The sequence below is a fragment of the Neobacillus sp. MER 74 genome, from assembly GCF_023714155.1.
This window is the reverse complement of the sequence record NZ_JAMAUV010000008.1, coordinates 75,108-101,475: the sequence shown is the minus strand read 5'-3', so window position 1 is coordinate 101,475 and position 26,368 is coordinate 75,108. Positions and strand designations below refer to the sequence as shown.

The 26,368-nt window shown below is 38.8% G+C and carries 22 protein-coding genes and 1 other annotated feature; of the genes, 7 read left to right on the top strand and 15 right to left on the bottom strand.

Features of this window, described 5'->3' with window-relative positions; all coding sequences use genetic code 11:
* Positions 1-3: 3 nt before the first annotated feature.
* The 5 genes from M3610_RS15195 to refZ all read right to left on the bottom strand — a co-directional run bounded on the left by M3610_RS15195 (position 4) and on the right by refZ (position 5,272).
* Entirely contained in the window at positions 4-210 is a 207-nt protein-coding gene (locus M3610_RS15195) for an alpha/beta-type small acid-soluble spore protein (protein WP_088089259.1), read from the bottom strand.
* Positions 211-310: 100 nt separating this feature from the next.
* Positions 311-1,516 (bottom strand): tRNA uracil 4-sulfurtransferase ThiI, encoded by a 1,206-nt coding sequence (gene thiI, locus M3610_RS15190; RefSeq protein ID WP_251460215.1) that lies wholly within the window; start codon positions 1,514-1,516, stop codon positions 311-313.
* Positions 1,517-2,659 (bottom strand): cysteine desulfurase family protein, encoded by a 1,143-nt coding sequence (locus tag M3610_RS15185; RefSeq protein ID WP_098574503.1) that lies wholly within the window; start codon positions 2,657-2,659, stop codon positions 1,517-1,519. It lies immediately after the preceding gene.
* A gap of 121 nt (positions 2,660-2,780) precedes the next feature.
* A complete protein-coding gene (gene ezrA / locus M3610_RS15180) occupies positions 2,781-4,469 on the bottom strand; it encodes a septation ring formation regulator EzrA (protein WP_098574506.1) in 1,689 nt (562 codons plus the stop codon).
* A 170-nt stretch (positions 4,470-4,639) separates the two neighbouring features.
* Positions 4,640-5,272, bottom strand: coding sequence for a forespore capture DNA-binding protein RefZ (gene refZ / locus M3610_RS15175; protein ID WP_098574509.1), 633 nt, complete (start codon positions 5,270-5,272; stop codon positions 4,640-4,642).
* 158 nt (positions 5,273-5,430) lie between these two features.
* Between refZ and M3610_RS15170 the strand changes: the two genes are divergently transcribed.
* The gene (locus M3610_RS15170) at positions 5,431-5,913 is read left to right on the top strand and encodes a GAF domain-containing protein (protein ID WP_098574512.1); all 483 of its coding nucleotides are present in this window, start codon (positions 5,431-5,433) and stop codon (positions 5,911-5,913) included.
* A 350-nt stretch (positions 5,914-6,263) separates the two neighbouring features.
* Here M3610_RS15170 and megL read toward each other — a convergent pair whose 3' ends face one another.
* Positions 6,264-7,448, bottom strand: coding sequence for a methionine gamma-lyase (gene megL / locus M3610_RS15165; protein ID WP_251460208.1), 1,185 nt, complete (start codon positions 7,446-7,448; stop codon positions 6,264-6,266).
* A gap of 99 nt (positions 7,449-7,547) precedes the next feature.
* Positions 7,548-8,978, bottom strand: a complete 1,431-nt coding sequence (locus M3610_RS15160) for a sensor domain-containing diguanylate cyclase (protein ID WP_251460206.1) — start codon at positions 8,976-8,978, stop codon at positions 7,548-7,550.
* Between the two features lie 380 nt (positions 8,979-9,358).
* Between M3610_RS15160 and rpsD the strand changes: the two genes are divergently transcribed.
* Positions 9,359-9,961 carry a 30S ribosomal protein S4 gene (gene rpsD, locus M3610_RS15155; RefSeq protein WP_026563299.1) on the top strand — a complete coding sequence of 201 codons (603 nt, stop codon included), beginning with the start codon at positions 9,359-9,361 and terminating at the stop codon, positions 9,959-9,961.
* 108 nt (positions 9,962-10,069) lie between these two features.
* On the opposite strand, the gene M3610_RS15150 is transcribed toward rpsD, so the two are convergent.
* Together M3610_RS15150 and M3610_RS15145 are read right to left on the bottom strand one after the other, a co-directional pair.
* Positions 10,070-10,996, bottom strand: a complete 927-nt coding sequence (locus M3610_RS15150; protein ID WP_251460204.1) for a response regulator — start codon at positions 10,994-10,996, stop codon at positions 10,070-10,072.
* Positions 10,997-11,002: 6 nt separating this feature from the next.
* Positions 11,003-12,232: a sensor histidine kinase gene (locus M3610_RS15145; protein WP_251460203.1), complete on the bottom strand. Its 1,230-nt coding sequence runs from the start codon at positions 12,230-12,232 to the stop codon at positions 11,003-11,005.
* A gap of 207 nt (positions 12,233-12,439) precedes the next feature.
* On the opposite strand from M3610_RS15145, the gene M3610_RS15140 reads away from it, so the two are divergent.
* Positions 12,440-13,687, top strand: coding sequence for a cation:dicarboxylate symporter family transporter (locus M3610_RS15140; protein ID WP_098574524.1), 1,248 nt, complete (start codon positions 12,440-12,442; stop codon positions 13,685-13,687).
* A gap of 117 nt (positions 13,688-13,804) precedes the next feature.
* Here M3610_RS15140 and tyrS read toward each other — a convergent pair whose 3' ends face one another.
* A complete protein-coding gene (tyrS, locus tag M3610_RS15135; RefSeq protein WP_098574526.1) occupies positions 13,805-15,058 on the bottom strand; it encodes a tyrosine--tRNA ligase in 1,254 nt (417 codons plus the stop codon).
* A gap of 47 nt (positions 15,059-15,105) precedes the next feature.
* Positions 15,106-15,330, bottom strand: a binding site (T-box leader).
* Between the two features lie 144 nt (positions 15,331-15,474).
* On the opposite strand from tyrS, the gene M3610_RS15130 reads away from it, so the two are divergent.
* The gene (locus M3610_RS15130; protein WP_251460201.1) at positions 15,475-18,315 is read left to right on the top strand and encodes a transglycosylase domain-containing protein; all 2,841 of its coding nucleotides are present in this window, start codon (positions 15,475-15,477) and stop codon (positions 18,313-18,315) included.
* Positions 18,316-18,382: 67 nt separating this feature from the next.
* Here M3610_RS15130 and acsA read toward each other — a convergent pair whose 3' ends face one another.
* Entirely contained in the window at positions 18,383-20,101 is a 1,719-nt protein-coding gene (gene acsA, locus M3610_RS15125; RefSeq protein ID WP_098574530.1) for an acetate--CoA ligase, read from the bottom strand.
* Positions 20,102-20,325: 224 nt separating this feature from the next.
* On the opposite strand from acsA, the gene M3610_RS15120 reads away from it, so the two are divergent.
* The 3 genes from M3610_RS15120 to M3610_RS15110 are packed head-to-tail and all read left to right on the top strand — an operon-like array spanning position 20,326 to position 22,812.
* Positions 20,326-20,958: a GNAT family N-acetyltransferase gene (locus tag M3610_RS15120; protein ID WP_251460199.1), complete on the top strand. Its 633-nt coding sequence runs from the start codon at positions 20,326-20,328 to the stop codon at positions 20,956-20,958.
* Between the two features lie 37 nt (positions 20,959-20,995).
* Entirely contained in the window at positions 20,996-21,643 is a 648-nt protein-coding gene (locus tag M3610_RS15115) for an acetoin utilization AcuB family protein (protein WP_098574535.1), read from the top strand.
* Positions 21,640-22,812: an acetoin utilization protein AcuC gene (locus M3610_RS15110; protein WP_098574538.1), complete on the top strand. Its 1,173-nt coding sequence runs from the start codon at positions 21,640-21,642 to the stop codon at positions 22,810-22,812. The genes M3610_RS15115 and M3610_RS15110 overlap by 4 nt, the downstream gene beginning before the upstream one ends.
* A gap of 40 nt (positions 22,813-22,852) precedes the next feature.
* On the opposite strand, the gene ccpA is transcribed toward M3610_RS15110, so the two are convergent.
* The 4 genes from ccpA to M3610_RS15090 form a co-directional block, all read right to left on the bottom strand.
* Positions 22,853-23,851, bottom strand: coding sequence for a catabolite control protein A (ccpA, locus tag M3610_RS15105; protein ID WP_026563283.1), 999 nt, complete (start codon positions 23,849-23,851; stop codon positions 22,853-22,855).
* 246 nt (positions 23,852-24,097) lie between these two features.
* Positions 24,098-25,177, bottom strand: a complete 1,080-nt coding sequence (locus tag M3610_RS15100; protein WP_098574541.1) for a bifunctional 3-deoxy-7-phosphoheptulonate synthase/chorismate mutase — start codon at positions 25,175-25,177, stop codon at positions 24,098-24,100.
* Between the two features lie 253 nt (positions 25,178-25,430).
* Complete coding sequence (ytxJ, locus tag M3610_RS15095) at positions 25,431-25,763, bottom strand: bacillithiol system redox-active protein YtxJ (RefSeq protein ID WP_098574544.1); 333 nt, start codon at positions 25,761-25,763, stop codon at positions 25,431-25,433.
* Positions 25,764-25,857: 94 nt separating this feature from the next.
* Positions 25,858-26,352, bottom strand: a complete 495-nt coding sequence (locus M3610_RS15090) for a YtxH domain-containing protein (RefSeq protein ID WP_251460197.1) — start codon at positions 26,350-26,352, stop codon at positions 25,858-25,860.
* Positions 26,353-26,368: the final 16 nt, after the last annotated feature.

Genomic DNA, 26,368 nt, shown 5'->3' with positions numbered 1-26,368 from the left:
TTATTAACGAGAGAATCCGCCGCCTAATTGTGATTCAGCCATTGCTACCAGACGCTTTGTGATTTCACCACCAACAGATCCGTTAGCGCGTGAAGTAGTGTCAGCTCCAAGATTTACACCAAATTCAGAAGCAATTTCATATTTCATTTGGCTTAGAGCTTGTTCAACACCAGGAACCAATAATTGATTTGAGTTGTTGTTGTTTGCCATGTGATATCACCTCCTTGTGAGTATAGAATGTGTAGAACTTAAGAACTTCATTCTATCTTACAATTGGTAATTGTTCACAAATTGTTCGAATTTTACCTTCTTAAAATAATTCGCTAAATTCTGAGTGCTGTTTTTGATCCGGTTTGACGACAATTGTCTCTGTCCCCTGTACTGCTTCATGGATCAAGGGTTCAAAATCAAAAAAACTTTCAAAATGCTGAACCTTTTCTCTTTTTGGCTTTGTTTTCGGTGAGGAAGGTACAAAGATGGTACAGCAATCTTCAAAAGGCCTGTTTGAGATTTCAAGTGTATCAATTTCTTGCGCAATTTTTATAATATCTGTTTTGTCCATTGTAATCAATGGCCGCAAAATAGGCGTATTGGTTACTTCATTGATTGCATACATACTTTCTAATGTCTGGCTCGCCACTTGACCTAGGCTTTCACCGGTAATAATCGCCAAACCTTCGTGTTTTTTTCGAATTTCATCTGTAATTCGCAGCATCATTCTTCTTGTGGATGTCATCGAGTAATTTTCTGGTATTTGTTCGCGAATCGTTTGCTGAATATTTGTAAACGGGACAATATGCAATTTCAGTGAGCCATATATTTCAGCTAGTTTTTTTGAAAGATCAATGACCTTTTCTTTTGCCCTTTCACTCGTAAATGGAGGACTGAAGAAATGGACTGCTTCGACTTCTACTCCTCTTTTCATTGCCATATACGCTGCAACTGGGCTGTCAATCCCACCTGAAAGCATGAGCATAGCTTTACCGCTTGACCCAACGGGAAGCCCGCCAGCACCTTGGATGGTTTGACATGATAGATAAATGGCTTCTTTTCTGACTTCAATTCGTAAATTAATATCAGGATTTTTCACATTCACTTTCAACCCTGGGATATTCTGCAATAAATAGCCGCCGATGGTATGATTGATTCCATCAGTATCCAACTCAAACGATTTATCCGATCTTTTAGGTGTTATCTTGAAGGTTTGTCCATCCCTATAAAGAGAGCGAACTAATTCTAGCGAGCTCTGCTTTAATTCCTCCAACCCTCTTTCTACCTTAATCGCAGGGCTAAAGGACTGGATTCCAAAAATATTCTCTAATTTATCAATAACTTCTTCGCAAGCTTCACCATTTAATAAGACATACATCCGGTCACGGCCTGCTTCCACTTTCACGTTCGGAAAAGGAGCAAGCGCGATTCTTACACTTTTTTTTAACTTATCAACAAATTTATTACGATTTCTGCCTTTTGTTGAGATTTCACCATAGCGTATTAGTATTCGTTCGTATTCCATTTATTTCATTACCTTCCTTAATTGGTCTGCAGATTCTTTGAAGCCTTCTAAAGCCGTAATTGCTTCTTCTATACTATTTTCAAAGGAAAGACTTATTCTGACGGCACTTTCCGCTAACGTCTCAGGAACACCCATTTCTAGAAGCGTCTTACTAGGCGATTTTTTCTTTGAGGAACATGCACTTGTTGTTGAAACATAGATGCCTTTCTGCTCAAGCGAGTGGATAAATACCTCCGACTTAATTCCTTTTAGTGAAAAATTTATGATATGCGGGGCTGCATGTTCATGTGGCGTATGAATTTGAACATCTTCTATTTCAGTTAATCCATTCCTGAGCATGCTTTGAATCTTCTTCATTCTTACTAACCCGGTTTCCGCTTTCGTTAAGGTCATCCTAAGTGCTTTGGCCATCGCAACTGCACCTGCCACATTTTCAGTACCACTGCGAAGTTTCCGTTCCTGATTCCCCCCAGAAAATAATGGAGCGAGTCTTGTACCTTCACGAATATAAAGGGCACCAGTCCCCTTTAAACCATGAAATTTATGGCCGGATATCGAGCAGAAATCCACCCTGCCTTCCTTTAGTAAAAGAGGAATTTTCCCTATACTTTGAACAGCATCCACATGGAATAAAATCGTCGGATATTTTTTTAATAGGTCACCAATTTCTTCTATCGGCTGAACCGTTCCCACTTCATTATTCACATGCATAATCGAAATTAAAATAGTATCTTTCCTAATCGCGCTTTCAAGGTCAGCGACACTAATCCTTCCATACCGGTCCACAGGCAGGTAGGTAATCTCAAAACCCTCCTGTTCAAGCTGTTCCATCGCAGATCGTACGGATGGATGCTCTACACTTGATGTAATCAAGTGGCGTCCTTTATTTTTATGCAATAATGCAGTCCCTTTAATTGCTAAATTATTTCCTTCAGTGCCTCCAGAGGTAAAATAAATCTCGGAGGGCTTCACCTTTAGGAGCTTGCTCACTTGTTCTCGTGCCTGGGATAACAACTTTTCTGCTTGTGCACCCATATTGTGTAGTGAGGACGGGTTCCCATAATATTCACTCGATACTGTAACAAAAGAATCTAACACTTCTTTAAACGGTTTAGTCGTTGCACTATTATCTAAATAAATCATTTTTTCTCCTCCGAACTTCCGAACCATTACACTTACAAAAATAAATCTTATCATAAAGATAAATAAAAGGAAAAACAAAAAACCGATTCAGCCAAAGAGTGCACTGATCGGTTTTAATTATTTACTCACTGACAAATGAAGCTTTTATTTTTTTCAAAGCATCGGGATCAATAACGTCCAGTGTTGCTGCCGCTCGTTCAAGAGCCTGTTGGTAATCATAATGTCTAAACGCAATTTCTGCTTCCTTTAAGCCTTTAGCTACTGCTGGGTACTGAGTTTTATATCGATTCCCATATTGAATAGCTTTTTCTGCAAGCATCACATTTTCTAATAGCTCAATCGTTGAATTAGTAAGTTTATCCACTGTTAAAACAGCAATTTCTAAATACTGATTTAATGCGGAAATGTTAAGCGGTTTTTCTTCAAGTTGGTATTTCACATTTTGAATACTCTCATTTGTATCCTCAAACAAATACTTATAATCCTCTGGTAAGCCTGGCACATTGCCCTTCGTCACGAGACGAACGGTCTCCCCCACTTTTTTAGTAAGTTCTTTAAGTGTCTCTCTTGCTTCAAATTCATCTTTCCTAAGGGCTTGGAGTTTTAAAGCAAAATCTTGCTGTCCCTCACGGATAATATCCAGCTGTTCTTTAATCTGAGCCAACTCTTCGCTTATGACACTTTGTGCTATTTCGTTTAATTTTACTTTTTCTATTAGGATTTCAAAATGTTTATAGACACTAGAAAGTTCCTTTTCCAGATGACGCTGTGTTTCAAAATCACTATCGGACAACTGGTAACTTTCTTGAACATGAAGGAGTTCACTTGAAAGATGACTATTTTCCTCATAGGCAGAAAGGAGGAGATCACTCGCAATTTGTTCATTTTTTAACACAAAATGCTTAGCATGAACTTCTTTTTCCAATTGATCGAATAGGATATCGATTCTTTCCTTTATTTCTGCTATACCTTCCACTGCCTCATCAATCTTCGTCGCTTCGATGAGTACTAAATTCTCAGACAGCTTTTCCTCTAAGCGTTTTAGCTCTTCATCCACGTTGATATGTTCTAAGTAATATTCTTGGCCAGACATTTCACGGTACCCTTCAAGAATATCGGATAGCTGATTCGGAAGAAGCGATTGACATTCAATTAATAGCTGCGGGATTAATTCCATATCTTTTTTTATCGTCCCCAGCTGACTTTGAATAGACAAAACTACTTCACGGGCTTCAAGATAATTACCTTGTTCCGTTTTTTCATCAAATTCCTGAAACTTTTGTGACACGCCATTAAGTTGTTCTTCTAAAGACTTTTCTGAATTGCCAAAACTGTGGCGGTGGGCAAGCAGCATTTTCTTAGATTCCCGATACTGATCTTTTAATCCCTCGATTTCAACACGGTTCTTTTCCTCGCTGCCAACCAATTCATGTAACTCTTCTAAAATACTTTTTATCTGATCCTCTGTTTCTTGTAACTTCCCTGCGATGGCTAGTTGGACACCTTTAGCTTTATTAAAACGATACTTATCTATGTACTCTTCTGCATCGAAAAGCATTTCTTCTAATTTAGGAAGTTGCACCGTAACAACCTCGTCCCACTGATTTCGCCAACGTTCGAAAAGCTCTTCCGTTTGCCCTGTCATATTAAGCAGCTTAACCTTTGACATTTCATCCAGTACTGGACGATTCATTAAATCGATTTTCCAAGCTTCCAATCGATCCATTTCCTTAAAGTACTTTTTCTTAATTAGATACCCTACTACGATTAAGGCCAGTATTAGGATAAAAAATCCAATGAAAAATTTCACAAGTAAGCCCCCTATTTCCAAAAACATTCTTTCCAAATGCAGTTATCGTACATCTATTTTAAATGAATCTAATAATGTTCTGTTCAATGCTATTATGATACCATGTAAACGACATTTTTTGACTATTAATTTCATTTTTTTTGTAAAATAAAAAAAAATAGCGATTGCCGCTATTTTACGACTGCCCCTAATTTCCTTGGCACATCCGAACATAATGTTTTATCAATCCATAAATTTATATCTTTTAAATATTTCTGTTCAAAAAATGGTTCATTAGGAAAAACATATAACACTTCCCTCATATAATGGGTGTTCATAAATGGCATCATAAGTAATCCTTTTAATTGAATAATTAAATAGGGAATCGAATGAGGACGAAACTCATTCCATTCAAAACCTCTCTCAAAGATTAATTGAAAATAGTATTTTTCTTTAAGTAAATAAGTAGACATGATTTCTCTTACTATTTGTGAGTCCATCGACATTTCTCGGTAAACCAAACTAGCCAATTTACTATTTTCACATTGATAGTGTAATAAATCCGCGACAATTCGTTTTAAACATTCCTTTGCTCCCCTTTCAATGGATGCATAGGCTTCTTCCATCTTACTAATATATTGTTCAAAAAAATGCGTAAAGCAATATTCTAATAGACCTGGTTTGTTTTCAAAATGGTAGGCAATGGTTGCCGTATTTACGTTAGCAAGACGGGCGATATCCCTTATGGACGTTCCTGTATAACCATTGGACGTGAACAATGTGATAGCAGCCTTTACTATTGCTTCTTTAGCATTTTTCTTCATAATAGTGGCCCCTTTCTGGAATACCCGATAATCCCCTTACTTAAAAATTCTTTGTTACACGACAGATTCCTTTATAAAAATATCGACAAAGTCTGCTTATATTCCTGTAAATTTGATAAAATACTTATATTAAATTGTTGAAACAAAGGGGAAATTTCATGTTTAACGTCGAAATGTATTCAGGGAGCCGCGAAGAAAATTATAATCTTGTCATAAAACAGTTGCATGCTCTCATTCATGATGAGGACAATCAAATCGCCAATCTTAGCAATGCAAGTGCCCTGCTGAATCAATTTCTTGATCGAGTTAATTGGGTTGGATTTTATTTAATGGATAAAAACCGACAGCTTGTCCTGGGGCCATTCCAGGGTCTTCCTGCGTGTGTCCGAATTCCGGTTGGTAAAGGGGTTTGTGGAACGGCTGCCTTAAAACAGGAAACGGTTCTAGTTGCTGACGTTCATCTGTTTCCAGGCCACATTGCCTGTGATGCTGCGTCCCAATCAGAAATTGTCGTTCCGTTGATAAAGGATGGAGAGCTACTTGGTGTTCTTGATATTGATTCCCCAGAAAAGAATCGCTTTGATGAGTTAGATCAACAAAAACTAGAAGAGTTTGTCGCTATTCTGGTTGAACATATATAGAGAGAGCACAGAGGAAGTTTCCTAATGGGATGCGTTTTCGGGTGCTTTATTATTAAAAGACAAAAGAATTGATGTATGAATGGGCATACGTCTTTTTCTTTATTCATCAAGGTTTCTTTCAGGTTAAGCACTCGAGCTAATAAATAACCGGAAAAATTCCGCTTATTTAGAAATTATCATTAAAAATAACCAAAATAGGCGGAGAGATTCCGCCTATTGACTCGAAAAACGTGAAAATGAGAGATTTTTGCCTTGCATAAGCGGAAAAACTTCCCTTATATACCCCGAAACCAGCTTCGTTATGCATTTAACAGGAAATTCTCCGCTTATTTACTTTTATGCTCTTTCTATTATATCTTATCCAGCGCTTGTTCGAGGTCTTCTTGAAGATCCTCCCATGCTTCTAGGCCAACAGATAGCCGCAGCAAGGTATCATCAAAGCCCATTTTTTTTCGTTCTTCCTCTGGTACAACTGCATGGGTCATCGTCGCAGGATGTTGGATTAATGACTCAGCATCACCGAGACTAACAGCAATTTTTATTAATTGGAGTTGATTCATCAACTGTTGTGCTGTTTCCTTTGTTCCCTTGATTGTAAAAGAAATAAGCCCGCCTGGTTGTTTCATTTGATTTTTTGCAATTGAAAAATCTTGATGCTCTGGATCGCCAGGAAAATAAACTGTTTCGATTTTCGGATGGTCTTTCAAAAATCGAAACAATTTCCTGGCATTTTCACAGTGGCGGTCCATGCGCAGTGGCAGTGTTTTCATCCCTCTTAATAAAAGCCAAGCATCAAAAGGTGAGATAATCCCACCAATGTCTTTTTGGGTCGTCTTTGATACTTGTCTAATAAACTCCTTCTTTCCAACGACAAGCCCCGCAATGACATCTCCATGTCCGCAGATATATTTGGTTGCACTATGAATGACAACATCGCACCCAAGTGTAAGAGGAGTTTGAATATAGGGGGAACAAAAAGTGTTATCCACCACAACAGGAATCCCTTTTTCATTGGCCACCCTCGCCACTAATTCCAAATCTACCAACTTCATTGTAGGATTTATCGGCGTTTCAATATAGATACATGCGGTGTTTGGACGGAGTTCTTGTTCTAATAAATCCGCTGAGTTCATTAAAGAAAAGTGGTGGTCTATACCATATTTCTCTTTTAATAGCTCTAACAAACCAAAGGTACAACCATATACTCCTTGTGAACAAAGAATATGATCCCCCGTCTTTGTTAAGGCCACTAACACGGCACTGACGGCTGCCATTCCAGACGAAAACGCTAAGCCCGCTTCACCTTGTTCAAGAACGGCGATCCTGTCTTCCAATATTTTCACGGTTGGATTTCCCAAGCGCGAATAAATAAATCCCTCTTCCTGACCAGCAAACCTTCTTTCCCCTTGTTCGGCGTTTGCAAAAGTGAAGGTGGATGTTTGATATAAAGGGGGAACTAAACTGTCTTGATGTTCATCCGCCTTGTAGCCTGAATGAATAACTTCCGTTTCAAACCGTGATTTCTTTTTCTCCATTTTTGATTCCTCCCGTTTGAAAACGTTTGCATTTTGTTGATTTATAATATGTCAGTTTGATAAATATCGTTAGGGCACTCTTCATATGAGTGCCCTCTCCTAACAAACTCTAATACTTTGCTTTTGAATGACAACCTTGTTCTTTCCTGTCCCCTTTGCAATATACAGTGCTTCATCTGCCCTTTTAAATAGGTAACTGTAGGCATCATCCTGCTCCTTATTCCAATAAGAAACACCACAAGACACCGTAATATGCGGCACAGAGGATTCAGCAATTTTTTTTACTAATCTTTCAGCTACAGCCGCTCCTTTGTCTAATCGAACTCCCGGAAGATAAAGAGCCAACTCTTCCCCACCCCAGCGGGCACCGATATCTTCTCCACGAATATTGTTTTTTATCAATTTTGCAACCTGTACTAGAACTTGATCTCCCACCTGATGGCCATATGTATCATTTATTTCTTTAAAATTGTCAATATCGAGCAGGATAAAAGTACCTTCTCCGGACTCTTTCATTGACCCCTGAATCCTCTCATCTAAAAATTTACGTGAATAGAGCTTTGTTAGATGATCGGTAATAATCATATGCTCCAACTCTTCTCTGAGCATGGAATTGGTTAGTGCAAGCGATGAATGATGAATAAGAGACTGAAGGAGTTTAAATGTATCAAAAGAAAAGAAATAGGGCTTTTGATGCATTACAATGGAAAAACCTTTTAATTTTTCGCTATGAATCATTGGTACTGCAAGAATCGAATGAAATCTTGGTGTATTTTTTATGTTTTGGAGGTTGAAATCTCCAATAAATAAAGGATTTTTTTCTCTTTCAATTTTTCCCTTTAAATAATCAATATAAAATTTGGCTTGTGGTGTGTAAAAGTAAGGAGTTGAACCTGGGAGTATTTTTACCTTAGCATGTTCGTTAGTGAATAAGAAAAATCCAACTTCTTGTGCATCAATGGATGAAATGATTTTTTCTGACATATATGACATTGTATCAACTAATCGCAAGTTAGAATTTAAGCAATGCGAAGTTTCGTTGATGAATTGCAAATTGGCGATTTCCTGCCTTGATTGTTGATAAAGATAGGCATTTTCCAAGGAACAACCCGCCGCACTCGCAAGTAAACAAATAAATTCCACCTCAAACTCATCGAATTCATCCGCGGCTGCTGACACTACCTGTAAGACACCATAGGTTACTTGTTTTCCTTTGAGGGGTGCATAAATAATCGCATGGTCACCAGTTGCAGAATACTCAAATTGAAGTTCTCCTGATCCATATGCTTTAATAGCTGCAATATTTTCACTATCATATTCAAGTTCAATAATCGGAAGTTCATTATGACTATATGTATCCTGTGAAAGTAATAGGGAAAAGGAGGAGTCAGGATATAATTCTTTCAAAATAACACATAATTCACCTAAAAGGTTCTCTACATCTAAAGATGAATGTAGTGTTTCTGTAATCTCTATTAATTGTTTGTATCTTTTTATTTGCCACTGTAAATCACACTCGAGAATATCCATTTAGGTTTCACCCGATCTAATTCCAGATATATACATAGTCTCTTAATTATAGTTAATGTTCAGACATTTTGGCGATATTAATTTGTATAAATTATTAACTTTTATTAAAATAATGTTTCTTACAAAATTCGTTTGTACTTATTCTTTAAAAATATTCTTGACTTTAGAGGAATAAAAATTATATAATACTTTTTGTGTAAAATATTGCAGCCTATTGTGTTCACTTTGAATAGTCTCATTTTATTCCTCATATTTAAATGATGGTGTATCTCGTAACCCTTAGCTGCAAGGGCGAAGGTGCATGAAAATAAAATGGCTGTCAAAGAGTCTCATAACGGTTTTTATTTTACCAAAATAAAAACACGAAGGAGGAGTCATTCATGGCTCGTTATACTGGCTCTAGCTGGAAAATTTCCCGTCGTCTTGGAATCTCTCTAAGCGGCACAGGTAAAGAATTAGAAAAGCGTCCTTACGCTCCTGGACAACATGGTCCAAACCAACGCAAAAAGCTTTCTGAATACGGATTACAATTACAAGAGAAGCAAAAGCTTCGTCATATGTATGGCGTAACTGAGCGTCAATTCCGTAATCTTTTTGATAAAGCTGGCAAATTAGCTGGTATCCACGGTGAAAACTTCATGGTTCTTCTTGAATCACGTCTTGACAACGTTGTATACCGTTTAGGTTTAGCACGTACTCGTCGTGGTGCACGTCAATTAGTTAACCACGGCCACATCTTAGTTAATGGTTCACGCGTTGATATCCCATCATTCCGCGTAACTCCTGGTCAAACAATCAGTGTTCGTGAAAAATCACGTAACCTTGATGTGATCAAAGAAGCAATCGAAGTAAACAACTTCGTTCCTGACTTCTTAACTTTTGATGCTGACAAATTAGAAGGTACTTTCACTCGCTTACCTGAGCGTTCTGAATTACCTGCTGAAATTAACGAAGCTCTTATCGTTGAATTCTACTCACGTTAATTGATTTGCTTATTAAACAGCAATCACAAAAACCCTAGAAGCGTTATATAACGCTTCTAGGGTTTTTTATTTTTACTTCGCTTAGTAGAGTATTCGAAATGAGAGAATCTACCTATGTGATAGTCTGCCTTTTGTCTCCATTAATAAAGCATAGAGGAATTTTTTGATATCGATTCGGGTAGTTGCTGTGTGGTTTTTTCCTTCCAGTTCGAGCATCTTCATTCTTACTTGGGTGTAGTCGAACAATTTGGATGAGTAGTACTCAAATGTTGGGTTGGCATAATCGGTTAATCCTAGTGAAGCAAGATGCTCGAGCACCTGTTGGAGGATTCGGCGGATCCGTTGTTCCACAGCCTTGGCTTCTTTTCTAATTTCCTCCGGAGAGACGGACGAACCAAGCCGCTTTTTGGCCGCTCGCTCATAAAGATCCTTCATAGGCGGGAGCTCCCGACTTCCCTCCATGTCCATTTGATGTAAAATTTCTAGAAGATCCAACAAATCCTTTTCACCGTTTTTGCCAACAATTCCAAGTTCAAGCAAGATGCTTTTGGCAGAGGACGGAAACATGGGTTGTTTACTTGGGAGTTCGTTCTCAATCTGCCGTTTTTTTGTATTATGCGTAGTTAAAAAGCTTAATGACTTTTGAATGTTATGAAGTGATTTTTCCAGTAAAAGATAGTCACTCACTTTCTTAATGACACTTACCACCTCAAGTCGGTTTATCGGCTTGGTGATATAATGCTCGACACCTAGGGAATACGCTTCACTAATCATATCCTTCGTTTCGACTTGGGAGATCATGATGATTTTTCCCCGAAAGGAGGGAGCAATTTCTCTGACTGTCTCAATCCCGTCCCTAATGGGCATGAGAAGGTCAATCATTAATATATCAACTTCCTGTATATCGAGGGTATGTGCATCTACTTCAGACCCGTCAGCTGCCTCCCCCACAACCGTACCCAATCCCTCTTCTTCAATAATATTGGATAACATCCCTCTGATAGTTGGGGTATCATCGACAATAAAAAATTTCACTGTATTTCACCCCTTTTTCATTAAATTCACAACCGGAAGCTGAACTTCAAAGGTGGTTCCTTTTTCTTTTGAAGACTCAATCAACTTAATTTTACCCTCAAGATCTTCAATGACATTTTTTGTGTAGGATAAACCAATTCCATTAGAAGCGATTCCTGCCTGGTCAAATTTCGTCGTAAAGCCAGGTTCAAAAATATACACTTTGTTCTTATTTGAAATCCCGTTTCCATTATCCTTTATAGTTATTTTGACTAGGTCTTGAACCTTTTCAGACGTTACCACAATCTGCCCCTCCTGATCGATGGCTTCCACAGCATTGGCGACAAGATTATTGATTAGGGAAAGGAGGATAAAAGTGCGGTACTCCGGATGGTCACCGGAAATTCTTACTTGGAAATCAATCGTTTTCCCAAGCAACTCACTATAATTTTTATTCGAGATAGTTGCAACAGAAATGATTTCCTGAATGTTCATAAAATCATCCAATTTTTCTTTGGTCATTAATTTGGACAAACCGGCATATATACGTTGATTATCTTTTTTAATCTCGTGTAATTCTCCGGCGATTTTCAACATCGCTTGTGCTTGATTCTGATTGTTTAGAGCTTTTAAATCACGATAAATTGCATAGCAGGCACTGGTTAAATTCTCCGCATCTTTCGCGGATTTTTCCAATTGAAACATTTCTACGTACAAATTTGAGACTAATAGTAAAACCTCTTCGGCCCTCTTTTTTTGCTGCTCTTCAGCCAACCTAGTTTCCCGCACTAAGATAGTATTGAAAAAACCGAGGACAAAGAAGCTGCGGATGATTGCTACCCCTATAATAATCAAGAAGCCCGAGGTTGTCATTTTCATATCGGTTGTAAAATGACGAATGGTCATTTCGGTAACATTCCCCAGGATTTCGAGCACCATGCCAAGCAGTCCAATAAGAAGCGGCCGATGATACAATTTCTTTACCTTGAAAATATGAAAAAACATGCCGAAGACCATGTAATAAAAAAACACGGGAAAATGGATAGGGAAATCGAATGAGCCAACCTGTACCTTGTCCAGCATAATCCGAAAACAAACAACTGCACTTCCCGTTAAAAAGCCGGCTAACACAGGATGGATTTTTCGAGACCATAACAAAATGAAGAAGAATACAGTTGTACTCATGCTGAATCTTAAATCAGCTCCGCTTAGGGGGTAAAACTTTAATTCTCCAGTAATGGGCACAGCAATAATCATAAATAAATACGCTAATAATTTATCGCGAATACAATTACTCCCTTTCTATCGTAAAAAAAATATTATAAATTGTAAAAATATTTTTATCCAATTTGTAGGTTTTTGTAGTTTATCGTAGTACTACAAGTATGATGTTAACGTTGGAAACGTTTACAGAATATACCCTACTCTAATACTATCAAAAAACTTACGATGGGAGAGAAGTGAATGAAAAAAATTAGTTTAGCATGGCAAATTTTTATTGGTTTAATTCTTGGGATTATTGTGGGTGCCATTTTTTTCGGAAATCCACATATTGAGGAATTCTTACAGCCTATTGGAAACATCTTTTTGCGATTAATTAAAATGATTGTCGTGCCGATTGTTATTTCATGCCTTGTTGTCGGTGTGGCTGGTACGGGAGATATGAAATCGTTAGGGAAGCTCGGGGGAAAAACACTCCTTTATTTTGAAATTATTACAACGATCGCAATCGTTGTTGGGTTATTAATCGCCAATGTTTTCCATCCAGGTACAGGCGTGGACCGTTCACAACTCGTTAAATCAGACATCAGCTCCTATGTAACGACTGAAAAAGCGACGGAATCACACTCCAAAATTGATACACTCGTGAACATCGTACCGACTAATGTGGTGCAGGCGTTCGCAAATGGGGACATGCTGGCTATTATTTTCTTCTCTGTAATGTTTGGACTTGGCGTTGCGGCAATTGGTGAAAAAGGTAAGCCGATTATCGCGTTTTTTAGGGGTACTGCTGATGCGATGTTCTATGTAACCAATCAGATTATGAAGATTGCTCCATTTGGGGTGTTTGCCTTAATTGGGGTTACAGTTTCGAAATTTGGGTTGGAATCATTAATACCGCTCGGAAAATTGGTAATGACCGTTTATGGAGCAATGATATTCTTTATTATTGTGGTCCTTGGCATTGTCGCAAAAATAGCCGGCTATAATATTTTTAAGCTATTAGCTTACTTAAAAGACGAATTAATTTTAGGGTATTCCACCGCAAGTTCGGAAACCGTCCTTCCGAAAATCATGGAAAAAATGGAGCGAATCGGCTGTCCGAAAGGGATTACTTCATTCGTGATTCCGACTGGCTATTCCTTTAATCTCGATGGTTCAACCTTGTATCAGGCAATTGCAGCACTGTTCATCGCACAAATGTATGGTATTCATATGAGCATTGGACATCAGATTACATTGGTCCTTATTTTAATGATTACCTCGAAAGGGATTGCGGGTGTCCCCGGTGTTTCAATTGTCGTCCTGCTTTCCACCTTAGGAAGTGTTGGTGTTCCTGTCGAGGGCTTGGCGTTTATTTTAGGCGTAGACAGGCTGCTGGACATGGCCCGTACATGTGTAAACATTGTTGGTAACTCACTAGCTGCTATAGTTATCACTAAATGGGAAGGTCATGAAGTTAAAGAACACATCGAAGAACAGGCTGCCTAAGCTGTCATATGGGAACAGGCACAACTAGTGAATATAGCTGGTTGTGCCTGTTTGGTTTTTTGCAAGGATTCTGTTCCAGCCCAAAAAAAGGGCTTTGAACCCAAAGCCCTTCTCCTATTAGTATTTGATTAATGTGTACTTCTTCTTACCTCTTCTAACAATTGTAAATTGTCCTTCGATCCGATCGGTTTCTGCTAATACATAAGCGGTATCTGTGATTTTTTCGCCATTAACTGTGACGGCACCATTTGAAATGTCTTCCCGTGCTTGACGCTTGGATGGAGAAATTTTCGCTGCAACTAAAAGGTCGACCAAATTCTCCTCATTTTGTGAAGTATATGCTGGTACATCTTTAAAACCCTGCGCAATTTCCGTCGCTGAAAGACTGCTTACATCCCCACTAAATAATGCCTGAGAAATTTTGATAGCCTGCTGTAAGGAATCTTCTCCGTGGATCAAACGAGTCATTTCTTCTGCTAATACCTTTTGGGCCTTACGAAGATGAGGCTCTTCCTGAACAGCACTTTCTAATTGTTCAATTTCCTCGTGCGAAAGGAATGTGAAAATCTTTAAGTATTTAACAACATCGGCATCTGCGGTATTAATCCAGAACTGGTAGAACTCGTATGGCGTTGTTTTTTCAGGATCTAACCAAATCGCACCGCTTTCCGTTTTCCCAAACTTAGTACCGTCTGCTTTGGTCACAAGCGGAATCGTTAACCCATATGCCTTCGAGCCTTCTGGTTGAACTTTACGGATTAATTCCAACCCTGTAGTGATATTCCCCCACTGGTCACTTCCTCCGATTTGCAATTTACAGTTATGGTTCTCATACAAATGAAGGAAATCCATCGCTTGTAAAATGGTGTATGTGAATTCAGTGAATGAAATTCCTGTCTCAAGGCGATTGGCAATAGTGTCTTTTGCAAGCATATAATTCACGCCGATATGTTTACCAATATCACGCAAGAATGTAACGACATCCATAGAGCCTGCCCAATCATAGTTATTAACCATAATAGCCCCATTTTCGCCTGCAAATTCGAAAATAGATTCAAGCTGCTTCTTAATTCCCGCTACGTTATCTTGAACTGTTTCAAGAGTTTGCAGCTTTCGTTCTTCGCTTTTTCCACTTGGGTCACCAATTAATCCTGTTGCTCCGCCAACTAAGACAATCGGACGGTGTCCATGCTGTTGAAATCTTCTTAATGTTAAAAACGGCAGTAAATGGCCGATGTGCATACTATCTGCGGTTGGGTCGACACCGCAATACAAAGAAATTGGCTCCTTACTTAAGGTATCCTTTAACCCCTCTTCATCCGTTTGCTGGTAAATAATCCCTCTCCAAGTCAAATCTTGTAATAAATCCATAAATATTCCCTCCAATAATGTAAAAAAATAAAAACGCCCCTGCAAAATGCAGGGACGTAAATTTACGCGGTACCACCCAGCTTGAGGAATAGGAACATTCCTCCAACTCATAAAATTAACGGTTTAGACCGTTCTCCACTACTGTCAATCAATCTTCACAGAGAAAGCTCAAGGACGTAATTCATTCTTCTATATGTATCAGCTTGCACCACCGCTGACTCTCTACAAACAGGGATAGAAGAACTACAGTTGGTTCCCTTCATAGCTTTTTATTAAATTAATGTATAGCTTTTTTTACCATAATTATAGTTACTTGTCAAACACAACTGGAAATTTCAGATAATGTAGAACTTTGTCAGTTTTTATACCTTTGATATGCTATAATGTATGTGATTTTAGATGAGGTGATACTATAGATGGTTGAAAAATTACAAGCATGGCTCGAAAAATCAAAATCCGTACTGAACATATTTACCCATAGAAAAACGGTTAAAAGTGCAAGAATCACATATCAAGTCGTTTGGAATCTGTTTCTCCTTGTACTAACAGTAGTAATTCTGGGTGGATCATTTGCAACAGGTGTCGGTGCTGGTTATTTTGCCTCACTTGTTAAAGATGAACCTGTCCGATCCTATGACAGCATGAAAAAGGACATTTATAACTACACGGAAACATCTGAGTTATATTTTGCTGATAATAAATATCTTGGAAAACTCCGTACAGATTTAGAACGAGAAGAAGTAAAGCTAGAAGATGTATCCGATTATTTGGTGAACGCAGTTGTTGCGACTGAAGACGAATACTTCTACAAACATAAAGGTGTCGTACCAAAAGCCGTATTTCGGGCAGTCTTCCAAGAAGTGACAAACTCCGCGGTACAATCCGGCGGTAGTACCTTAACACAGCAATTAATTAAAAATCAAATTTTAACCAATGAAGTTTCATTTCAAAGAAAAGCGAGTGAAATATTACTTGCACTTCGTTTAGAGAAATTTTTTGATAAAAAGGAAATTTTGGAAGCTTATCTAAACGTGTCTACGTTAGGAAGAAACTCGTCAGGACGAAATATTGCTGGTGTCCAAGCAGCGGCAAAAGGAATCTTTGGTAAAAAGGCAAGTGATTTAACACTACCACAAGCAGCCTTCATTGCAGGATTGCCTCAAAGCCCATTCGGATATACGCCTTTCACAAGAGAAGGGACGATAAAAGAACCAAAATATCTTGAACCAGGTCTTACAAGGATGAAAACGGTCCTAAAAAGAATGTTTGATGGTGGCTATATCACCCAAAAGCAGTATACAGAGGCCTCTGCCTATGATATTAAGAAGGATTTTATCAAACCTGTCGCAAATCCACTCGAAAAATATCCTTGGCTAACAGTCGAAATTGAAAAGCGTTCCACTGAAGTTTTAACTACCGTCTTAGCAAAAAATGATGGGATTTCAGAAAAAGAGTTAAAGAACGATGATAATCTCGCTTATAAATATCAAATTTTAGCTAGAAATGCTCTGCGTCAAAATGGATACAAGATTCATTCGACGATTGACAAAAAAATCTATGATGCTATGCAGAAGGTAAAGGATAATTATCAATATTACGGACCTGATAAACCTCAAGAAAAAAAGGATCCAGAAACTGGAGAGGTCAAAACGGTTATGGAACCTGCTGAGGTGGGAGCAGAGCTGATTGAAAACAAAACTGGAAAAATTATCAGTTTTGTGGCTGGAAGGAATTATGATGATCAACAGCTTAATCACGCAACCAATGCCATTAGACAAAACGGCTCCACAATGAAACCGCTTCTAGTGTATGCACCTGCGATTGAGTTAGGAAAAGCAGCTCCAGGCACACCGCTGCCTAACGTAGCATTAGCTTTAGCGCCCGGCAGAAGTGATCCATGGCCGCAAAACTATGACTATCGCTATAGCGGATTGGTTTCAGCACGATATGCTCTGGCGAAATCTTATAACGTTCCTGCTGTTAAACTATACAAGAGTATAGTAGAGCAGCGTCCTGCCAAGTATCTTGAAAAAATGGGATTTACCTCTTTACGAAAAGACGATTATACAAATCTAGCCACCTCAATTGGCTCGATGACAAATGGGGTAACAATTGAAGAAAATACCAATGCATTCAGCACCTTCGCTAACAATGGTAAATTTATTGATGCTTATATGATTGATAAAATTGTTGATAAAAATGGCAAGGTTATTTATCAGCATCAGGTAACACCCGTTAAAGTCTTTAAACCGCAAACAGCTTATTTAACCCTCGATATGATGCGAGACGTTGTTAAAATGGGAACGGCAGCAGGTGTTAGAAGCCAATTAAACTTTAACAGCGACTGGGCAGGGAAAACAGGAACAGGAAATCAATATATTGACTCCTGGTTTGTTGCTTCAAACCCTAATGTCACCTTTGGTCTTTGGAGAGGATATGATACACCAAAATCGCTTCAGACATCTGGAATGTCTTATAGTGCACGGACCAATAACTTATGGGCAAAGTTAATGAACGCTGCCTATAAAATTAGGCCAGATTTAATTGATCCAGACAAGTCATTTAAAATGCCAAAAGGAATCGTGAAACGCTCCTATTGTGCTGTTTCAGGAATGCTTCCTTCTGAAGCTTGTTCAAAAGCAGGTTTAATCGAAAGTGATTACTTTAATGTCAATAATGTACCTACAAAAGTAGACGATAGCTTAATTGAAGCAAACTATGTCACTGTAGGTGACAAAAAATATTTAGCCTTAGACTCTACACCAAAAGAGTTTTCCCAATTTGGTCTCGTCTTAAATCCTGATTTTATTAAGCGGATTGTTGGAAGTAACTTCCACAATTATAGTCAACTGATTCCACAGAAGGATCGTTGGGGAAAAATTCTTGTTTCAACCGCAAGAATGTACGATAACGGAAAAACTCCTGCTAGTGTTAGCGTAAACGCAAAAGGAAATACCATATCATGGTCAGCCTCAGGGGATAAGGATGTTGTTGGTTACCGCATCTATCAAGGTGGGGCAAGTGCTAAAAAAGTAGGAAGTGTAGTCAATGGCTCTAAGCGGTCATTTAAAGTGGGGACCGGATCTTTCTATGTAACGGCAGTTGATATTGCCGGCAGGGAGTCTGCTCCATCGAATTTAGTCGATGCAGGAGTGATTATACCAACGGAACCAACGAACCCCGTTGTACCGAATGACCCAAACGTTCCAGCTCAGCCGAATCAACCGACTAATCCGACTAATCCACCAACGCCGTAAATAATTAAAACGCACCGACTGCAATGTGTCGGTGCGTTTTATTATTTTCCTATTGTTCAGCTGGTTTTTAATCTTCCATCGTAGAAAGGTCACCAGTTGGAAGGTTTAGTTCCCATGCCTTTAGAACCCGTCTCATGATCTTACCGCTTCTTGTTTTTGGCAGTTTATCACGGAAGTCAATTTCACGTGGAGCAGCGTGAGCGGCTAGTCCTTTTTTGACAAACTGACGGATATCTTCTTTTAGTTCGTCTGTAGCTGAGTAGCCGTCCCGTAGTGCTATAAACGCCTTAATGATTTCCCCGCGAACTGGGTCTGGTTTACCGATGACACCAGCTTCTGCAACAGCAGGATGCTCAACAAGCTTGCTTTCTACTTCAAACGGTCCAACACGCTCCCCTGAAGTCATAATGACATCATCCACACGTCCTTGGAACCAGAAATAGCCATCCTCGTCCATATAAGCTGAATCGCCTGAAACATACCAATCACCTGGCATAAAGTAAGATTCATATTTCTCAGGGTTATTCCAAATTGTATGCATCATAGAAGGCCAGCCCTTTTTAATCGCAAGGTTCCCCATCCGGTATGGAGGCAGTTCGTTTCCTTGATTATCAACAATCGCTGCTTCCACACCTGGAATTGGTTTCCCCATGGAACCAGGCTTAATTTCCATACAAGGATAATTACTAATCAGCTGCGCACCAGTTTCTGTCATCCACCAGTTATCATGAATGCGCTTATTGAATACTTTTACTCCCCATTTAACTACCTCTGGGTTTAAAGGCTCTCCAACACTCAGGACGTGGCGGAGGCTGCTTAAGTTGAATTTCTTCACCAACTCATCACCTGCACCCATTAACATCCGGAACGCCGTTGGTGCACTGTACCAGACCGTTACTCCAAAGTCTTCAATCATTTGATACCAAGCTTCTGGACTAAACCGCCCTCCTACAATCACATTTGATGTTCCTGTAAGCCATGGTCCAAAGATTCCGTATGTTGTCCCTGTTACCCAGCCTGGGTCAGCTGTACACCAGTATACGTCGTCTTCTTTTAAATCGAGCACCCATTTTGCTGTTTGATAATGCTGAATCATGGCATTATGTACATGCAGTACGCCCTTTGGTTTCCCAGTAGACCCGGATGTATAATGCAGGATGAGACCATCGGTTCTGTCTACCCATTCAATTTGAAGATCTTTACTTGCAGATTCAAATTTTTTCAGAAAGTCAATGTATGGTCCTTGTTCATCTACATTCCCACCAATAAGGAAAATAGACTTAAGAGCTGGCAGCTCTTGAACAGGTACACGTTCCAACAGTTCAGGGGTGGTAACTAAAACCTTCGCCTCACTATCTTGCAAGCGGTCCCTGACAGCCCCTTCCATAAAAGCTTCAAATAATGGACCAACAATTGCCCCAAGTTTGATGGCACCTAATACCGTAAAATAAAGTTCAGGAGAGCGCGGCATAAAAATAAAAACACGGTCGCCTTTATCAACATCCCCGAATGTTTTTAACACATTGCCCGCTTTGTTTGATAGTTCTTTCATTTCCTTAAAAGTATACTTTTCATTTCTTGAACCATCTCGATAATATAGGGCTACTTTATTTTTCCGGAAGGTTTTCGCGTGACGGTCGATGGCCTCATAAGCCATGTTGACAAGACCTGTTTCACTCCATGTAAATTCCCCTTCCGTTTCTTTCCAATCAAAATCCCTATACTTTTCTTGATAATTTACTAGATTATGATCCCCTTGTACGACTGGTAACGCTTCCACTTTCATTCAATCTCCCCCTTTGAACTTATTTTAAAATTACTATAGTACAAATATATACTATTCGCAATTTTTTAAAAAGTAAATTATATACATTTTTTATTTTTACTTACTAAATGCCTAGAAAAATATTATTTTTATCTTACAGAAAATTTTGTGAAGTTACTTATCATTGATAGATTTTATGTATAATAGAATTAATATTGATGGATTTTCCCAAGGTAGGTGATCGTATGGAACACAAAAAGACATACAATGCCAAACAATTAAAAACACCCCATGGTTCTATAATTATTGAAGGACCCATTAATGCAGATAAACTGGCAGGATTTGATTTCCATGAAGACCTCATTGCATTCCGCCAGCCCCCGCAGCAGCATCAGGCCTTAATTGGAATAGCAAACCTTCCAGAAGGCAGAATTATTATTGCCAGACATCAAAATACTATTGTCGGCTATGTGACCTTCCTATACCCTGATCCGCTTGAACGATGGTCAGATGGCAAAATTGAAAATTTAATTGAACTAGGCGCAATCGAAGTCATTCCAAAATATAGGGGCTGTTCTGTGGGTAAAAATCTTCTTATCGTCGGCATGATGGATGATGCGATGGAAGATTACCTCATTATCACGACAGAGTATTATTGGCACTGGGATTTAAAAAGTACCAAATTGAATGTGTGGGAGTACCGGAAAATTATGGAGAAAATGATGAATGCAGGTGGTCTTGAATGGTATGCAACCGATGATCCTGAAATTTGCTCGCACCCTGCCAACTGTCTCATGGCACGGATGGGGAAAAGGATCGATCAAGAAACCATCCAAAAATTTGACCGCCTCAGATTTATGAACCGGTTTATGTACTAACTCAATGTTAAATGCTTATGAAAAGGAGGATGTTCAAATGATAATAGAACAAATTATGAAAACAGATGTCGCCACACTCCTTCCGACAGATACCATTGCAGACGCCATTCAATTAATGGAATCAAGAAAAATACGCCATATCCCTATTATCAACCATGAAAAACATTTAGTGGGCCTTGTAACAGTGGCAAAAATCCATGAAGCAACTCCATCTATTTTCCATGCCAATGAGCATCCAGAAGATATAAAAAAACCACTTAACTCAATTATGGAACGAAATGTTATTACCGGTCATCCCTTAGATTTTGTAGAGGAAGTAGCTGGCGTTTTTTATGAACATAAAATCAGTTGTCTTCCTATCATCAATAATGGGGAATTAGTCGGAATCGTGACTGAAACCGATTTACTTTGGACAATGGTGGAATTAACGGGTGCCCATCAGCCAGGTTCTCAAATTGAAATCAAGGTTCCTAATCTTGCCGGTAAACTTAGTGAAATAACCACTGTGATTAAGCAACGGAATGCAAATATTCTGAGTGTCCTCGTCTACCCTGATAAGTTGGATGATCAGTTTAAAATACTTGTGATTAGAGTACAGACAATGAATCCCACTTTATTAATTCAAGATCTTAAACAGGCTGGTTTTCACGTACTTTGGCCTAATCTGCCGGGGATTTCACTATGAGTGATAAGTGTTCCTTCGTATTTTCAGATGAGCTTCTGAAATACAAATTCAGTAATCAACATCCTTTTGACCAATTCCGGCTTAAATTAACAGTGGACTTATTGGAAAAGATGAATGCGCTTCATTCAGAAAATGTCATCCCGCCAAGAATAGCCTCTGATGAAGAGCTAGCCTTAATTCACGACATAAATTACATAGAAGCAGTAAAAAAAGCAGGCAATGGTCTATTATCTCCAGGAATAGCCGAAAACTATGGACTTGGTACAGAAGATACCCCTATATTCCCTAACATGCATGAAGCGAGCGCTTTACTTGTTGGAGGGACATTAACAGCCGTCGATCAAGTTATGACTGGAAAGGCTCTGCATGCTCTCCATTTAGGCGGAGGGCTGCATCATGGATTCAGGGGAAAAGCGTCTGGGTTTTGCGTGTATAATGACAGTTCGGTCGCCATCAAATATTTACAGGAAAAATATAATGCTCGTGTTTTATACGTGGATACTGACGCTCATCATGGAGATGGGGTTCAATGGTCCTTCTACGATGATCCCAAGGTATGCACACTGTCCATCCATGAGACAGGAAGATATTTATTCCCTGGCACTGGCAATGTAAATGAACGCGGTCAAGGGATGGGCTATGGTTATTCATTTAACATACCCGTTGATGCTTTTACCGAAGATGAATCTTGGCTTTACGCCTATACACATGCCCTTAGAGAAGTAGCTGATTTTTTTAGACCCGATGTGATTCTTACCCAAAACGGTGCAGATTCTCACTATTTGGACCCATTAACACATCTATCTTCAACCATGAAAACCTATCGGGAAATACCTAGACTAGCCCATGAAATCGCCCATCAATATTGTAACGGAAAATGGATTGCTGTTGGAGGCGGTGGCTATGATATTTGGCGTGTCGTTCCAAGAGCCTGGGCTATAATTTGGCATGAGATGACTGAAAACTCAAACTGTTATGGCCGTTTACCTCAAGAATGGATAGATACTTGGCAAAAAGAATCTCCAGTGGCATTACCAAAGGAATGGGATGACCCAGAAAATTTATATACCCCCATCCCGAGAAAAGCAGAGATTACCGAAAAGAATTTATTAACACTCGAAAAAGCTCTTTACCCAATTAGAAGCCAACAAAAAAGTGAGTCGATATAAAAAGATGGGTTGACCAAGTTTGGTCAACCCATCTTTACAATTATTTTGTTGAACGACGGTGTTCAATCCGGTGTGGAAGAACTACAATTTGATCTGATACCTTTTCTTTGTTCATCAATTTGGTTAAAAGTCGCATCGCAACTGCTCCAATATCATATAACGGCTGAACGATGGTTGTTAATTGCGGACGCACCATCAGTGACAGCCTTGTATTATCAGATGTGATAACCTCAAAATCCTCAGGAATTTTATAACCTTTGTCCTCTGCACCATGCACAACGCCAAGTGCCATTTCATCAGATCCAACCAAGATCGCCGTAGGTCTAGCTGAGATTTCCAGTAGTCTTTCGATTGCTTCAATCCCAGAGTCGTAGGTATAATCACCTTCAACGATAAGCTCCTCATTATAAGCAATGCCGGCTTCTTGTAATGCCCTTTGGTACCCTCTAAGTTTCTTGATTGTATTCTTAGGTTCATGAAGTGGACCCACGACAAAAGCAATATTCTTATGACCTTTTTCAATAAATTCCTTGATGGAGTCATATACCGCTTCCTCATAATCAATATTTACGGAAGGTATTGTGTTGGATTCTTCAATTGAACCCGCAAGCACAATTGGTACAGGTGATTTTTCAAATTCTTCGACATGGTCTGCTGTGATATTGCCACCCATGAATACTAGCCCGTCCACTTGTTTGCCAAGCATTGTATTAAGCAAATGTAATTCCTTGTCTTTGTTTTGATCTGAATTGCTTAAAATAATGTTGTACTTATACATTGTGGCAATATCTTCGATCCCACGAGCTAATTCTGCAAAAAAGATATTTGAGATATCGGGAATAATTACCCCGACAGTGGTTGTTTTTTTACTAGCCAATCCCCTTGCTACAGCATTCGGACGATAGCCTAGTCTTTCAATCACTTCTAACACTTTTTTCCGTGTTACTGGTTTAACGTTCGGATTTCCGTTTACTACACGGGAAACCGTAGCCATCGAAACATTTGCTTCTCTTGCGACATCATAAATTGTTATATTCACCTAATACACACTCTCCTAAAACGATCATTGTTTTCATTATTTTACAACAGGTTGTATAAACTTAATCATTTGTTTTTTGTTTTTGTTTGTGAGAACGTAAACAATCTTTAATATGTATTTAATCATACGATAAGAAGGGAAAAGCCGCAATTGCATTTGTCAACATTTTTTGCAAAAATACTAAATAATATCAAAAAAACCTCCTGCAATGAAGATGCAGAAGGTTTTTATTACTATTTCTTACAATTAAACCCGAACATAGTTGGATGCGAGAAGTTCGTTATAGAATTTATCAAACTGATTAAGATCCATTTGCTGCTTTTGATCGGAAAGCGCCACGGCCGGGTCTGGATGTACCTCAGCCATCACACCATCTGCACCAATTGCAATAGCGGCTTTCGCACACGGTAATAAAAGGTCTCTTCTGCCAGTAGAATGAGTTACGTCAACCATGACAGGTAAATGTGTTTCTTGTTTTAAAATTGGTACCGCTGAAATATCAAGAGTGTTTCTTGTGGCGCGCTCATAAGTCCTTATGCCTCGTTCACAAAGAATGATTTGGCTATTCCCCTGTGAGGCAATGTACTCGGCCGCATTAATAAATTCTTCGATTGTCGCCGCAATCCCTCTTTTTAACAATACAGGTTTATTTACAGAACCCGCTGCTTTTAACAATTCAAAGTTCTGCATATTACGTGCCCCAATTTGGATGACATCAATATAATCAATCGCCATTTCAATATCGGCAGGGCTGACAATTTCACTGATTACAGCCATATCAAATTCCTTAGCAACCCGTTTTAGGATTTTTAAGCCTTCTACCCCCAACCCTTGGAAATCGTATGGAGATGTCCTTGGCTTATAAGCTCCACCACGAAGAAGCTTTAAGCCTTTTTCTTGCATCGATTTCGCTACTGTTGCCACTTGTTCATATGATTCGACTGCACACGGACCAAATACGAAGTGTGGCTTGCCATCGCCAATCTTTTCACCTTTTAATGTTACAATGGTATCTTCAGGCTGTTTTTTTCTAGAAACAAGCAATGCCTTACTATGGTCATCCTGTTGGAGGTCAAGACCTGCTTTAAAAATCTCTTTAAAAATATGATCAATTGTTGAATTTTCAAAAGGACCATCATTATGTTCTTTAATAATATCAAGCATCTTTCTTTCACGGACTGGATCATAACGGTACACACCTTGGTTTTCTTTCACTCGGCCAATATCCTGAACCAGCTGTGCCCTTTCATTAATTAATCTTAACAATTCTAAGTTTAGCTCATCGACCCGTGCCCTCAATTGTTCTAATTCGATTTTTTTGCCCATCCTTCGTCCCCGCCTTTTCTTTTGCTAAACAGATCTTTCTGTTAAAAAGTTCTGAATGCATATATGTTCTTTTGTGAAAAGCTTAACGTGTACATTCAAATATATTCATCTTTATAATTAGGCTTATTATATCGGATATGTTTTTATTTGTCACTAATTTTTTCTTTAATGGTTAAACGCTTTTAAGCACTAAAGCATTGTGTATAATATTAGAACGAAATCTGCCCTTTATTTACCACAAACTTTAATGAATTTATTGATTTTCAGCAATAGCACCTGTTAGGGAGCGGTTTGTAATTTTCCAGTGGGAAGCATTCCATAATGGCTCCCCATTTGAAAATAGGATCGTTTGCGGTGATTCATGTTTAATTTGGAATTTTTCAGCCACCTCATTAGACAATGGACGAGAATCCTGAACAGCAAGGAAATAAGTAGGTACAGACTGATTTTCATTTGCAAACTTTTCATATTCCTTGTATGCTGCATGGCTAATAGGACATGTTAAACTGTGCTTTAAGAGAAAGAACTTACTCTCCTTTTTCAATACTTCATCAAATTGTTCAATGGAATCAATTTTCTCTAACATATGTACATTCCTCCAAAAATGAAATAAACGGTGAAGTAATTTTATCACTCCACCGTTTCTATCACAAATAAACTGATTCAATTCATCCATGTTTTTAAAGCTTAACCTTATTTTCTTCCTCTTCTAATGCCCTTTCCGCTTCCTCGAGTTTTTTTCTTATTTCAGTACTATCTAAGTGTCCAATTTCGATGGATTTCTTTGCTTTGCTCTTTTCTTTCAAGGGCTGAATGGGAATATAGGTTGATTCTGTTTCGTCCTCTCGTTCGCCTTGGTTGGTTATTTTCCCTTTAACCTTATCCAATAGTCCTGTAGATTGCAGGACGATTCCTTGGGACAGCGAGGAACTCTTAGAGACTAATTCATTACTTTTGCTCATTACATTTTCTTTCATTGTCGATGTCTTATCGATGATGGACCCAGCTTGGTTACTAAACGTATTCCGCAGATCTTTTCCCGATTTGGGAGCCAGAAAGAGAGCAACAGCAGCACCAACTACTCCTCCAATAATTGCACCAAGCAAAAAACTATTGGATGACTCCTCATTTCGAGTTTGATTCGTCTCTCTTGAATCAAATTCCCTATTTGACATCTTCAAATTCCTCCTC